Source organism: Rhodococcus sp. ACPA1, from assembly GCF_002300195.1.
Lineage (GTDB): Bacteria > Actinomycetota > Actinomycetes > Mycobacteriales > Mycobacteriaceae > Rhodococcus_F > Rhodococcus_F opacus.
In genome coordinates, this window is sequence record NZ_NSDX01000001.1 from 1,206,251 (window position 1) to 1,219,522 (window position 13,272).

14 protein-coding genes and 1 other RNA gene are annotated in these 13,272 nt (G+C 67.3%); 12 read left to right on the plus strand and 3 right to left on the minus strand.

Annotated elements, in window-relative coordinates; genetic code table 11:
* Nucleotides 1-7: 7 nt before the first annotated feature.
* From CJ177_RS05305 to CJ177_RS05315, 3 genes are all read right to left on the minus strand, one after another.
* Entirely contained in the window at nt 8-1,420 is a 1,413-nt protein-coding gene (locus CJ177_RS05305) for an acyl-CoA dehydrogenase family protein (protein ID WP_095867378.1), read from the minus strand.
* A 466-nt stretch (nt 1,421-1,886) separates the two neighbouring features.
* The gene (gene hisN, locus CJ177_RS05310) at nt 1,887-2,675 is read right to left on the minus strand and encodes a histidinol-phosphatase (RefSeq protein WP_005240212.1); all 789 of its coding nucleotides are present in this window, start codon (nt 2,673-2,675) and stop codon (nt 1,887-1,889) included.
* Nucleotides 2,676-2,724: 49 nt separating this feature from the next.
* Nucleotides 2,725-3,219 (minus strand): carbonic anhydrase, encoded by a 495-nt coding sequence (locus tag CJ177_RS05315; protein ID WP_005240214.1) that lies wholly within the window; start codon nt 3,217-3,219, stop codon nt 2,725-2,727.
* A 166-nt stretch (nt 3,220-3,385) separates the two neighbouring features.
* On the opposite strand from CJ177_RS05315, the gene prfB reads away from it, so the two are divergent.
* From prfB to CJ177_RS05375, 12 genes are all read left to right on the plus strand, one after another.
* The gene (prfB, locus tag CJ177_RS05320) at nt 3,386-4,492 is read left to right on the plus strand and encodes a peptide chain release factor 2 (RefSeq protein ID WP_005572212.1); all 1,107 of its coding nucleotides are present in this window, start codon (nt 3,386-3,388) and stop codon (nt 4,490-4,492) included.
* 5 nt (nt 4,493-4,497) lie between these two features.
* Entirely contained in the window at nt 4,498-5,394 is an 897-nt protein-coding gene (locus CJ177_RS05325) for a mechanosensitive ion channel family protein (RefSeq protein ID WP_061041155.1), read from the plus strand.
* A complete protein-coding gene (locus tag CJ177_RS05330; protein WP_005240220.1) occupies nt 5,391-5,852 on the plus strand; it encodes a hypothetical protein in 462 nt (153 codons plus the stop codon). The genes CJ177_RS05325 and CJ177_RS05330 overlap by 4 nt, the downstream gene beginning before the upstream one ends.
* Nucleotides 5,853-5,907: 55 nt before the next feature.
* Nucleotides 5,908-6,597 (plus strand): cell division ATP-binding protein FtsE, encoded by a 690-nt coding sequence (gene ftsE / locus CJ177_RS05335; protein WP_005240222.1) that lies wholly within the window; start codon nt 5,908-5,910, stop codon nt 6,595-6,597.
* 66 nt (nt 6,598-6,663) lie between these two features.
* Complete coding sequence (ftsX, locus tag CJ177_RS05340; RefSeq protein ID WP_005240225.1) at nt 6,664-7,569, plus strand: permease-like cell division protein FtsX; 906 nt, start codon at nt 6,664-6,666, stop codon at nt 7,567-7,569.
* Nucleotides 7,570-7,645: 76 nt separating this feature from the next.
* Nucleotides 7,646-8,119 carry an SsrA-binding protein SmpB gene (smpB, locus tag CJ177_RS05345; RefSeq protein ID WP_005240226.1) on the plus strand — a complete coding sequence of 158 codons (474 nt, stop codon included), beginning with the start codon at nt 7,646-7,648 and terminating at the stop codon, nt 8,117-8,119.
* 8 nt (nt 8,120-8,127) lie between these two features.
* Nucleotides 8,128-8,982: a DMT family transporter gene (locus CJ177_RS05350; protein WP_080578160.1), complete on the plus strand. Its 855-nt coding sequence runs from the start codon at nt 8,128-8,130 to the stop codon at nt 8,980-8,982.
* 95 nt (nt 8,983-9,077) lie between these two features.
* Nucleotides 9,078-9,449, plus strand: a transfer-messenger RNA (tmRNA) gene (gene ssrA / locus CJ177_RS05355).
* 86 nt (nt 9,450-9,535) lie between these two features.
* The gene (locus CJ177_RS05360) at nt 9,536-9,913 is read left to right on the plus strand and encodes a CrcB family protein (RefSeq protein WP_005240230.1); all 378 of its coding nucleotides are present in this window, start codon (nt 9,536-9,538) and stop codon (nt 9,911-9,913) included.
* Nucleotides 9,910-10,254, plus strand: a complete 345-nt coding sequence (gene crcB / locus CJ177_RS05365; protein WP_005240232.1) for a fluoride efflux transporter CrcB — start codon at nt 9,910-9,912, stop codon at nt 10,252-10,254. The genes CJ177_RS05360 and crcB overlap by 4 nt, the downstream gene beginning before the upstream one ends.
* A gap of 74 nt (nt 10,255-10,328) precedes the next feature.
* The gene (gene pgm / locus CJ177_RS05370; RefSeq protein ID WP_025432316.1) at nt 10,329-11,960 is read left to right on the plus strand and encodes a phosphoglucomutase (alpha-D-glucose-1,6-bisphosphate-dependent); all 1,632 of its coding nucleotides are present in this window, start codon (nt 10,329-10,331) and stop codon (nt 11,958-11,960) included.
* A 59-nt stretch (nt 11,961-12,019) separates the two neighbouring features.
* Complete coding sequence (locus tag CJ177_RS05375; protein ID WP_005259609.1) at nt 12,020-13,246, plus strand: MFS transporter; 1,227 nt, start codon at nt 12,020-12,022, stop codon at nt 13,244-13,246.
* Nucleotides 13,247-13,272: the final 26 nt, after the last annotated feature.

Here is a 13,272-nt window from a genome sequence, read left to right on the forward strand (position 1 = left end):
CGGCCGCTCAGATCAGGACGATGCCCTCGGCGACGCCGATGGCGCGCAGATCGCGGTACCAGCGCTCCACGGGATGTTCCTTGGTGTAACCGTGGCCACCGAGCAGCTGGACGCCGTCGAGGCCGATCTGCATGCCCTTCTCGGATGCCAGCTTTCGGGCGAGGGCCGATTCGCGGGCGAAGGAGAGCCCCTGCTCGGCGCGCGAGGCGCCGCGCAACGTCACCAGACGCAGGCCGTCGAGTTCGATGCCGATGTTCGCGACCATGAACGCGACCGCCTGACGGTTGCTGATCGGTTCGCCGAACGCGACCCGCTCGTTGACGTACGGGATCACGTAGTCGAGAACGGCCTGTCCGGTTCCGACCGCGAGCGACGCCCAGCCCAGGCGGGCCAGCCGGATGGCGTCGGCGTACTCGGCCTTCCGGACGTCGGCGTCGGCGTCGCCGAGCAGACCCGACTCGGGCACGGCGACGTCGGTGAGGTTGAGCCGGCCGAGGCCCGCGGCGCGCAGACCCATGCTCGGGTCCGCCTCGACGACGAGCCCCTTCGTGTCGGCCTCGACAATGAAGAAGGAGGGCTTGCCGTCGAGTTCGGCTGCCACGATGAACAACTCCGACGAGGCGGCGGCGGGAACGAGGCTCTTGACGCCGTTGAGCTTGTAACCGCTGGGCGAGCGAACCGCCTTGGTCTGCAACGCGAACGGATCGAACAGTGCGCGGGGCTCGTTGACGACCACGGCGGCGTTCGGAACCTGCTCGCCCGTGAACGAGGGCAGGTAGGTCTTCTGCTGGGAGTCGGTGCCCCACTGGGTGAGGGCGACGGCGACCCCGCTCGGCGCGAGGATCGGCAGGGCGAGTCCCATGTCGCCGTGGGCGAGAGCCTCGGCGACGAGGGAGTTGGTGACGGCCCCGCGCTCACTGGCGGCCCCGTCGAGTTCCTCGGGAACATTGATCAGGGTGATGCCGAGTTCGGCGGCGCGCTTCACGAGATCCGCAGGGGCCGCGGCGGCAGCGTCGGCGTCGTGGCCCGCGGGTCGCAGGATCTCGGCCGCGAACTCCCGCACGGTCTCGACGATCATCTGCTGCTCGTCGCTCGGGGTGAGGTCGAAGTAGCCGGCCTTGGCGGTCGGGTTGTCGGGGAGGCGCTTCGGCGCACCGCCGCCGGACGCCTTCTGGAACCCGCGGGTCGCGGCGCCGAGCGTCTTGAAGCCGGTCTTCGTGCCTTCGTAGGTCACCCGGTCGATCGTCTGGCGCAGGTTGTACTTCTCGGCCAGATCGGAACCGGTGATCTTGGTCAGCACGCGCATCGCGGCACCCATGGCGTCGCGCTTGACCGGATTCAGTCCGACGGCGGACGTGTCGCGGGGCTTCCGCTTCGCGCTGTCGTTGGGGGCAACAGTGTCTTGCTTGCTCATGATCACCAGCTGTTTCTCGGTGTTCGGGCGTGGACACGATCTATCTTACTCAGCAGTAAGGTGGGTGTCTACTATCGAGTAAGTTCGAGTGCCTGCGATCGTCCGCGGAAGCGTCCCGGCGCCTGTTCGGGGAGGAGGTGGCGGCGAATCCGCACCCACGGTGAAGCGGGTGATCGAGATCCGCGCGATTCGTCGGCTCCGTCCCCGCCGGGGCGAGTCGAGGGACGGCGCGAGCGAGGGCGGAATCGGCTCGACCGAGCAGCGGTTCGCCGCAACCCCAGGTGGGGGTCCTGCGACCAGGCAGGATCCCGAACCTGCCCGCGCGTGCGGTGGGCGTGAAGTAGCGGCCCCGGAATCGTCGACGGTGGACGCGGTCAACGGTGGAATCGGGGAGTCTCGCGGCCGAGGATGGCGGAGGCGGACTCCTCTGTCGGAGTCTTGTCAGAACCCGCTGTCTGTGCCGGCCCTTACGTCAGTTCGAGCGCAGACGGGACAGCGCCTCGTCGTGCAGCAGCGTGTTGGTGGCCAGTGCGCTGCCTCCGTGCGGGCCGTCGGCGCCGGCGAGGTTGGTGAAGCGGCCGCCGGCCTCGCGCACCAGAACGTCGAGGGGCGCGAGGTCCCACAGCGACACCTCGGGCTCGGCGGCGATGTCGACAGCGCCCTCGGCGAGCAGGCAATAGGAGAAGAAGTCACCGAAGCCCCGGACCCGCCACACGTCGTCGGTGAGGGAGAGGAACTGTTCGCGGATGCCCAGTTCCTTCCATCCCGACAGGCTCGAGAATGTGAGGCTGGCAGATCCAAGTCGGTCGACGGCGGAGACGGCGAGGCGAGTGGGCTCCGATCCGTCGAACGTCGACCAGGCGCCCGCGCCCGACGCGGCCCACCAGCGGCGTGCGAGTGCCGGGGCGCTCACCACGCCGACGGTGGGAACGCCGTCCTCGAGCAACGCGATCAGGGTGGCCCAGATCGGGACGCCGCGGACGAAGTTCTTGGTCCCGTCGATCGGGTCCACCACCCACTGGCGTCCTGTGAACTGCGCGTCGCCGCCGAACTCCTCACCCAGGACGGCGTCGGCGGGCCGCTCGGCTTCCAGCGTCGCGCGCACTGCCCGTTCCACGGCCAGGTCGGCGTCGGTGACCGGGGTGAGGTCCGGCTTGTCGTCGACCGACAGGTCGAGCGCCCCGAATCGGGCCCTGGTGATCGCGTCCGCCTCGTCCGCGATTCGGAGGGCGAGTTGCAGGTCGGCGTGGAGGTCGGTCACGGTCGCCCAGATTACTCGTACCGCTTACTCCTGCCGCGCAGGCGCGAACTCAGTCGATCTTCACTTCGGCGAGTTTTCCGGTGGCGACGTCGAAGACGAATCCGCGAAGGGACGTGGTCGCCGTGATGAACGGGCTGGACCGGATGCGGCGCAGCGACTGCCGGACGTCCTCGTCGAGGTCGGAGAACGCCTCGGCCGACCAGGCCGGCTTGATACCGACCTCGTCCTGGATGGACTTCTTGAAGTCGTCGTCCGTGAACGTGAGCATTCCGCAGTCCGTGTGGTGGATGAGGATGATCTCGGTGGTGCCGAGCAGTCGCTGGCTGATCGCGAGCGACCGGATCTCGTCGTCCGTCACCACACCGCCGGCATTGCGGATGACGTGCGACTCACCCTCCTGGATGCCGAGGGCCCGGTAGACGTCCAGACGCGCGTCCATGCAGGCGAGGACGGCGACGTGCTTGCTCGGGGGGAGGGGGAGCGGCCCGGTGAATCCGGCGGCGTACTCCTCGTTGTTCTTCAGGTACTGGTCGGTCACGGTCATCGTCGACTCCGTCCGGAATGGCGGCACAAACATGTGCGTACTCGTGCATGTAACAAGGAGCGTCCGGGGTGCGCAAGGGTTCGACTCGACGTGAACGGAAGGGGTGACTTCGGCAGGGAAGCAGGGGTGAGAGGGCCCGCGCGCGCACCCGGTAACCTTGGGAACCGTGCATCCCGACGTATCCGCAGACCTCAGCGAGCTCGACACCACCCTCCGTACCGTCGAATCGGTGCTGGACGTGGAGGAGTTGCGCCGCCGCATCGACGAGCTCGAACACCAGGCCGCCGATCCGGAGCTGTGGAACGACCAGGAGCACGCCCAGCAGGTCACCAGCCAGCTCTCGCATTCGCAGGCCGAACTGCGCCGCGTCGAGGAACTGCGGTCGCGGCTCGACGACATGCCGGTGCTCTACGAACTCGCCGAGGACGAGGGCGCGGAGGCCATCGCGGACGCCGACGCCGAGCGGCACAGCCTGCGCGAGGACATCGCCGCGATGGAAGTCAAGACGATGCTCTCCGGCGAATACGACGAGCGTGACGCGCTGGTCAACATCCGCTCCGGCGCGGGTGGCGTCGACGCCGCCGACTGGGCCGAGATGCTGATGCGCATGTACGTCCGCTGGGCGGAGAAGCACGGCTACGGCGTCGAGGTCTATGACACGTCCTACGCGGAAGAGGCCGGCATCAAGAGCGCGACGTTCGCGGTCAAGGCGCCGTACAGCTACGGAACCCTGTCCGTCGAGATGGGCACGCACCGGCTGGTCCGGATCAGCCCGTTCGACAACCAGGGTCGCCGCCAGACGTCGTTCGCCGAGGTCGAGGTCCTGCCCGTGGTCGAGACCACCGACCACATCGACGTCAACGAGAACGACGTCCGCGTCGACGTGTACCGATCCTCGGGGCCCGGTGGGCAGTCCGTCAACACCACCGACTCCGCGGTCCGGTTGACGCACATCCCGACAGGCATCGTCGTGACCTGTCAGAACGAGAAGTCGCAGCTGCAGAACAAGGTGTCGGCGATGCGCGTTCTGCAGGCCAAGCTGCTCGAGGTCAAGCGCAAGGAGGAGCGCGCCGAGATGGACGCGCTCAAGGGCGACGGCGGCAGTTCCTGGGGCAACCAGATGCGGTCGTACGTGCTGCACCCGTACCAGATGGTCAAGGATCTGCGCACCGAGTACGAGGTCAATAACCCGTCGGCGGTGCTCGACGGTGACATCGACGGATTCCTCGAATCGGGCATCCGCTGGCGGATGCGCGAGAATCAGGCGTCCTAATACCTATGGAAGCGACGGCGGCGATGTTCGCTCCCACCCAGAACCTGCTCGACTGGCTCTCGTCGACGGGGCTTGCGGTGTCGCTCACCGTCCTCGGGGCGATCCTGATGGCGCGATTCGTCAGTTGGGGCGGCAGCAAGGTCACCGACCGGATCGACAGTAACTACATGCAGGGCGACGCTCTTGTGCGGTCCGAGGCGACCAAGCATCGGCACTCGGTGGCGCAGGTGATCACCTGGGTGATCATCACCATCATCTACGTCATCGCGACGATGAAGGTGCTGGATCAGCTGAGCCTGCCGATCGGCAGCCTGGTGGCCCCGGCCACCGTGCTCGGTGCGGCGCTCGGTTTCGGCGCGCAGCGCGTGGTGCAGGACATCCTCGCCGGCTTCTTCATCATCACCGAACGGCAGTACGGGTTCGGCGACACGGTGCAGCTCGCGGTGACAGGGTCGTCGGAAGACGCCGAGGGTGTGATCGAGGACGTCACGCTCCGGGTCACCCGGATGCGGAACTCGGACGGTGAGGTCATCACCGTTCCCAACGGCCAGATCGTGAAGGCGATCAACCTGTCCAAGGACTGGGCGCGCGCCGTGATCGACGTTCCCGTCCCGGCGACGTCGGACATCAACCGGGTCAACGAGGTGCTGCACCAGGTCGGTGTCGAGGCCTTCGCGGATCGCGGGCTGAAGAAACTACTGCTCGACGAACCGACGGTGATGGGAGTGGAGAGTCTGACGGTCGACGAGGTCAGCGTTCGCGTCGTGGCGCGAACCCTGCCGGGTAAGCAGTTCCAGGTGGGGCGCGCACTGCGCGTGCGCATCGCCACCGCGATGAGACGGCAGGGGATCACCGTCGAACCGGACCTCCAGACGGTCCGGGCAGCGGAGGGCGAGGGATGACCGACGAACCCCGGCGCGGACTGGACCGGATTCTGCACTCGTCGTTCCTTCCCGCGAAGATCTTCGGCGGACGGGTACGGACGTCGACGCTGGTGCTGTGCATCCTCTGGGTGGTGCTGTACACGCTGTACACGTACCTGAACCCTGTCGAAGAGGTGGTCCAGGGACCCGTCGCGCCGGCGGTCGTGCCCACCCGGGAAGCGCCCCTTCAGGAGACCACGCTGCCGACATCGGAGATCGAGACGACGACCGAGTCGACGTCGGAGACGGTCACGACCACCGAGACGACGCCCGAGCCGACCCCGCAGGAGACGACGCCCACCGGGACCAGTCAGGTGACGTCGACCCCGACGTTGCCGTTCGGGATTCCCAACCCGTTCCCGCCTCCGCCGACGGGCACACCGCCGACCACGTCTTCCGTCCCGACGACGTCGGCGACACCGCCGAGTGGGCGATGACGTCCGCGCGTCGCTCCATTTGGTCACTGTTCGATAACGTCTAGACTGGCTCCTCGTGATCAGCGTCGAGAATGTGTCGAAGTCGTACAAGACCTCCACGAGGCCCGCCCTGGACAAGGTGAGCGTCGAGGTGGACAAGGGCGAGTTCGTCTTCCTCATCGGCCCGTCGGGCTCGGGAAAGTCGACCTTCATGCGCCTGCTCCTCAAGGAGGAGTCGCCGACGTCGGGTGACATTCACATCGCGGACTTCCACGTCAACAAGCTTTCCGCCCGGCGCGTGCCGAAGCTGCGGCAGAGCATGGGCGTCGTCTTCCAGGACTTCCGGCTCCTGCAGAAGAAGACCGTGTCCGAGAACGTCGCGTTCGCGCTCGAGGTGATCGGGAAGCCCCGCGCGATGATCTCCCGGACCGTCCCCGAGGTGCTCGAGATGGTCGGGCTGTCCGGGAAGGCGGACCGTCTCCCCACCGAACTGTCGGGCGGTGAGCAGCAGCGTGTCGCCATCGCGCGTGCGTTCGTGAACCGGCCGCTGGTGCTGCTGTGTGACGAGCCCACCGGAAACCTGGACCCGGAGACCAGCCAGGACATCATGCTGCTGCTCGAACGGATCAACCGCACCGGAACGACGGTGGTGATGGCCACCCACGACCACCACATCGTCGACTCGATGCGCCGTCGGGTGGTGGAGCTGGACCTCGGCAGAGTGGTGCGCGACGAGGCTCGGGGTGTGTACGGCGTGGGGCGTTAGCCGCCCTCCCTGCACTCCAGCTTCAGTATTGTCCCCAAGTCTCCTACGAAGGACTCTGATTCCCCGATGCGTGCCAGTTTCATTTTCAGTGAGGTCCTGACCGGCCTCCGTCGCAACGTCACCATGACCATCGCGATGATCCTCACCACCGCGATCTCCCTCGGCCTGTTCGGCAGCGGGTTGCTGGTGGTGCAGATGGCCGGCAAGACCCAGCAGATCTTCCTGGACCGCGTCGAGGTGCAGATCTTCCTCACCGACGACATCTCCACGTCGGACCCGGGGTGTGAGGGTGAGATCTGCAAGACGCTGCGCACCGAGCTGGAGGAGACGCCGTCGGTGGTGTCGGTGGAGTACCTCAACCGGGACGACGCCGTGAAGGACGCGACGGAGCGGGTGTTCAAGGATCAACCCGAGCTCGCCGCACTCGTCAGCCCCGACAGCTTCCCGGCCTCGTTCAAGGTCAAGCTCAGCGACCCCGAGCGCTTCGGCGTGATCAACGAGAAGTTCGGCACCCGCCCGGGAGTCGAGAGCGTCCTCAACCAGCGCGAGCTGGTGGAGCGGCTGTTCAGCGTCCTCAACGGCGTGCGCAACGCGGCATTCGCGATCGCGATCGTGCAGGCCGTGGCGGCAATCCTGCTGATCGCGAACATGGTTCAGATCGCGGCATTCACCCGGCGCACCGAGGTCGGCATCATGAGGCTGGTCGGAGCCACCCGCTGGTACACGCAGTTGCCGTTCCTCCTCGAGGCGGTGGTCGCCGCGCTGGTGGGTGCCGTCCTCGCCATCGTCGGCCTGTTCACCGCGAAGAACATGTTCATCGACGACGTGCTCGCGGACGTCTACGAGGCCAACATCGTGGCCCGGATCTCCAACAGTGACGTGCTGTTCGTCTCACCGGTGCTGATCCTCGTGGGCGTCGGAATGGCGGCGGTCACCGCGTACGTGACCCTGCGCTTGTACGTCCGCGAATAATTCGGCTTGCCTCTTCTCCTATGCTGGAGGGTACGAACTGTTCACCTCGGACATCGCGGACTGAAAGGCCCGGAACGTGAAGGAAAAGGGCCGCAAGGTCATTGCGACCAATCGCAAGGCGCGTCACAACTACACCATCCTCGACGTGTACGAGGCGGGGATCGCCCTCGTCGGTACCGAGGTGAAGAGTCTGCGCGAGGGCAAGGCGTCGCTGGTAGACGCGTTCGCCACCGTCGACGACGGTGAGGTCTGGTTGCGCTCACTGCACATTCCCGAATACACGCAGGGCACGTGGACCAACCACGCGCCGCGCCGTACCCGGAAGTTGCTGCTGCACAAGCGGGAGATCGAACACCTCGTCGGCAAGACGCGGGAGGGAAACCAGACTCTGGTTCCCCTGTCCATGTACTTCTCCGACGGCAAGGTCAAGGTGGAGCTCGCGCTCGCGAAGGGTAAGCAGGACTACGACAAGCGCCAGGATCTGGCCAGGCGGACCGCCGAGCGCGAGGTGACCCGCGAACTCGGCCGCCGAGTCAAGGGCATGCGCTGACGTCCATCCTGCTCGCGCTCGTGGCCGCGATCGGTTACGGCGTGAGCGATTTCATCGGTGGAGTCGCGTCCCGCAGGGTCGCGGCTCTACGCGTCGTCATCGTGTCGTACCCGCTGTCGCTGCTGATCGTGCTCGTGATCGCCCCGTTCGCCGGGGGCACCCTCACCTCGTCCTCCCTCGTCTGGGGCGCCCTGGCGGGAGTGGCCGGTGGCGTGGCGGTCTGGTGGTTCTACCTCGCGCTGGCCTCGGGACCGATGTCGGTGGTGTCGCCGCTGACGGCCGTGCTGGTCGCGGGCATTCCGGTACTGATCGGGCTCGCGTTCGGCGAGCGACCCGGGCCCATCGCGTACATCGGGATCGCCGTGGCCCTCGTTGCCGTCGTCCTCGTCAGCAGGGAATCTCCCGACGAGACCGCGGGGGAGGTCGCCGGAGGCAGGGTGCTGCGCTTCACCCGCACCGTGGCGCTGCTCACCGTCGGATCCGGCATCGCGTTCGCGCTCTCCTTCGTCTCGCTGCACCAGATCGGTGACGACGGCGGGATGTGGGCGCTCGCCGTGTCCCGTGCCGCGGCGACCGCGGTGGTGTGGCTCGTCGCATTGTCCGCCGGCCACTTCGTGCTGCCGCACGGCGAACCCCTCAAGCTCGCCGTGTACGTGAGTTTCCTCGACGTCCTGGCCAACGCGGCGATGATGTACGCGTTCCAGGGCGGTCTGCTGTCGCTCGTCAGCGTGATCGGATCGCTGTACCCCGCCGCCACCGTGCTGCTGGCGATGGTGATGCTCGGTGAACGGGTGAGCAGAATGCAGCAGGCGGGGATGCTCCTCGCCCTCGCGGCCGTCGGAATGATCGCCGTGGCCAGCTGAAATACGGCCGCCGACACTCGGGAGGAAAACCGGGATGAATCCGGACCGGGTTCGCGTTACACTAGGTGGCCCCGCGAGACTCGTGGGGCACGTACGGGGCTGAACGGTTTCGACTGCGTACGTTGAGGTAGGGGAAGCGTGTCGGTGCAGGCAAGAGACCACCGTAAGCGTCGCTGCAAACATATAAGCGCCGATTCCAATCAGCGCGACTACGCACTCGCTGCCTAAGTAGCGACTGCGTGTCTGTCAGTCCGGGTTCGCCCTCGGCCCGGGTACTGGCATCAGCTAGAGGGCTTTACCGTTCGACTCGGTCGCGGAGTCGAATGGGACAACCAACAGCGACTGGGATCGTCATCCTGGCTTGTTTGCGAGACTGGGAGATCCAAGTAGAGACATAGCAAACTGCACACGGAGAAGCCCTAGCTTTGCTGCGGAGGACCCGGGTTCAATTCCCGGCAGCTCCACCGAGTCCGGGCCGGACACCACCAGGTGTCCGGCCCGGATTTTTTTGTGCCCTGCGGAGTTCGAACGCCCGCCCCTCAGCCGTGACACGATGTGTGCCGTGTCCCTGACGAAACCGGTGGCCGTGGTCGCCCTGGGTGGTGCACTCGGTGCGTCCGCGAGATTCCTGCTGGCCGAACTGTGGCCGGGCATCTGGACCGTCCTGCTGATCAACGTGGTCGGATCACTGATGCTCGGGTACCTCGCCGAGACGGTCGGACCGGACCGGTTGTGGCGACTGTTCCTGGGAGTCGGGGTCCTCGGCGGTTTCACCACGTTCTCGACGTTCGCCGTCGACGCGGTGCGGGAGGACGCCGTCACCGCGACGCTCTACGTGGTGGCGACCCTGATACCGGCTCTGCTCGCGGCGCGACTCGGGATGCTCGTCGGTCACCGGCACCGGCTGGCGCGACAGGCGGCGGCGGCATGACCGTCCTCCTCGTCGCCCTGGGCGGCGCGCTCGGTGCGACGACGCGGTACCTCACCGGCCGGTACGTCGACTCGTACCGCAGCTTTCCGGTGGCCACCTTCCTGGTGAACGTCGCCGGGTGCCTGATCCTCGGACTGCTGTCGGGGGCGTCGATGTCCGTGCAGACGTTCGCCTTGCTGGGCACGGGTTTCTGCGGCGGACTGACCACGTACTCGACGTTCGCGGTGGAATCGGTGGGACTGCTGCGGATCCGGCGGGCGCTCCCGTCCGTCGTCTACGTGGTCGCGAGTGTGGCGGCCGGACTGGCCGCCGCCTGGCTGGGATTCCGATTGACGTCTTGAGGGCAGACTCCGGTGCGAGGGTGCAGGATGGGTGGGTAGTCGAGTTCGATCCCGATGAGTTTGCAGGAGGTCTCGTGGCGCACGACAGAGCGGGTCAGGTGGCACTGCCGGAGGATCTCGTAGACATCGCGCACCTGGTGACCGCGTACTACAGCGGGGTGCCCGACCCCGAGAATCCCTTGCAGCAGGTGGTGTTCGGGACATCGGGGCACCGGGGGTCGAGCCTGGACAACGCATTCAACGAGGCACACATCCTGGCCACAACCCAGGCCATCGTCGAGTACCGGGCGTCCCAGGGCATCGACGGACCGCTGTTCGTCGGGCGCGACACCCACGCCCTGTCGGAGCCGGCGTGGACGTCGGCTCTCGAAGTGCTGGCCGCGAACGACGTGACGGTGCTGATCGATTCGCGGAACCGGTACACCCCGACCCCCGCGGTCAGTCACGCGATTCTCCGCTACAACCGCAGCGGCCCGGAGTCGCAGGCCGACGGCATCGTCGTGACGCCGTCGCACAACCCGCCCCGCGACGGCGGCTTCAAGTACAACCCGCCGCACGGAGGCCCCGCCGGCTCCGAGGCGACGACGATCATCGCCGATCGTGCCAACGAGTTACTCCGCCGGGACCTCTCGGGGGTGCGGAGAACGTCCGCGGACCGGGCGATCCAGCGGGCCGAGCGGTACGACTTCCTCCGCTTCTACATCGACGACCTGCCGAGCGTCCTCGATCTCGACGCCATCCGGACCGCCGGAGTGCGGATCGGCGCCGACCCGCTGGGCGGAGCGAGCGTCGACTACTGGGGTGCGATCGCCGACACCCATCGACTCGATCTCGAGGTCGTCAATCCGCTCGTCGATGCCACGTGGCGGTTCATGACCCTCGACACCGACGGCAAGATCCGCATGGACTGCTCGTCGCCGGACGCCATGGCGTCGCTGATCGGAGCCCGGGACCGGTTCGACATCTCCACCGGAAACGACGCCGACGCGGACCGGCACGGGATCGTCACTCCCGATGGGGGACTGATGAATCCCAATCACTACCTCGCGGTGGCCATCGACTACCTGTTCTCGCACCGCAGGGGGTGGGGTTCGACGGTGAAGGTGGGCAAGACGCTCGTCAGTTCGTCGATGATCGACCGGGTGGTCGGGAGCCTCGGCCGCGAACTGCTGGAGGTGCCGGTGGGTTTCAAGTGGTTCGTCCCCGGACTTCTCGAGGGCTCGCTCGGCTTCGGTGGCGAGGAGAGCGCGGGTGCGTCGTTCCTGCGTCACGACGGCGGGGTGTGGACCACCGACAAGGACGGGATCATCCTGGCCCTGCTCGCTTCGGAGATGACGGCGGTGACCGGCAAGACACCGTCGGTCCGGTATCGGGAACTGGCAGAGCAGTTCGGCAGCCCCGCCTACGCCCGCATCGATGCCCCCGCCACCCGCGAGCAGAAGGCGGTACTGGCGAAACTGTCGCCCGAACAGGTGTCGGCCACCGAACTGGCGGGGGAGCCGATCACCGCGACGCTGACGAGTGCCCCGGGTAACGGCGCGGCCCTCGGCGGCCTGAAGGTCACCACCGAGTCGGCGTGGTTCGCGGCGCGGCCGTCGGGCACCGAGGACGTCTACAAGATCTACGCCGAATCCTTCAAGGGCCCGGATCATCTCGCGGAGGTGCAGGCGGCGGCCAAGGAACTGGTGGCCGACGTCCTGAGGTAGGTGTTCGGCCGGGGTAGGTGCCGCCGCCGAAGCGGGGGCACCTACCATCGGATTCAACTATGAACACTCGCGCAGCCGGGCTGCCCGCCGGGCGCAGCCCGCGGCTCCCATCGGAAATCTGGGTGCTGGTCTCGGCCAGCTTCGTCATCGCACTCGGATTCGGGATCGTCGCACCCGCCCTCCCGCAGTTCGCCCGCAGTTTCGACGTGAGCGTGACGGCGGCCACCGTCGTGATCTCGTCGTTCGCGTTCATGCGCCTGGTCTTCGCCCCGGTCAGCGGCCGGCTCGTGCAGAAACTGGGGGAGCGGCCGGTCTACATCACCGGTCTCCTGATCGTCGCCGCCTCGACCGCCGCCTGCGCGGTCGCGGGGGACTACTGGCAGTTACTCGTCTTCCGCGCACTCGGGGGCATCGGCTCGACGATGTTCACGGTGTCGGCGATGGGCCTGGTGATCCGCATCGCACCGGTGGACAGCCGCGGCCGAGTGTCCGGGCTCTATGCGACGAGCTTCCTGATGGGATCGATCTCCGGACCCCTCGTCGGCGGGCTGCTCGTCGGATTCGGACTGCGGGTTCCGTTCGTCATCTACGCGATCGCCCTCGTCATCGCGGCCGCGGTCGTCTTCGTGAGCCTGCGCGGTTCGCACCTGACGGCGCCCGACGCCACCGCCGCCGGAGCTGCCATGACGCTCCGGGAGGCGCTCGGGCAGCCCGTCTACCGCGCCGCGCTCGGCTCCAATTTCGCGTTCGGCGGGGTGATCTTCGGCGTGCGGGTCGCGATGGTCCCGCTGTTCGTCGTCGAGGCGCTGCACCGCGACGCCGCCCTCGCCGGCATCGCCCTCACCGTCTTCGCCGTCGGCAATGCACTCGTCCTCATCGTGTCCGGGCGGTTGTCCGACGTCTACGGCCGGAAGCTGTTCGTCCTGCTCGGACTGCTGGTGTGTGGCGCCAGCACCGTCGGGATGGGACTCAGCGAGAACCTGCTGGTTTTCCTGGTGCTGTCCGGTATCGCGGGCATCGGTTCCGGAGTGATGAGTCCCGCGCAGCAAGCCGCGGTCGCCGACGTCGTGGGCGCGAAGTCCCGGGGTGGTCCCGTGCTGGCGACCTTCCAGATGGTCGCCGACGTCGGCGGAGTCCTCGGACCGGTCGGAGCGGGTCTGCTCGCCCAGCACCTGTCCTACGCGGTCGCATTCGGCGTCACCGGCGGGGTCATGCTCCTCGCCGCAGTGGGCTGGCTGCTCGTGCCGAACAAGCCGGCGCCCAAGGTGTCGGTCGAGGCAGTCTGACCGGCGCCTTCGGTACGCTCGTTCGA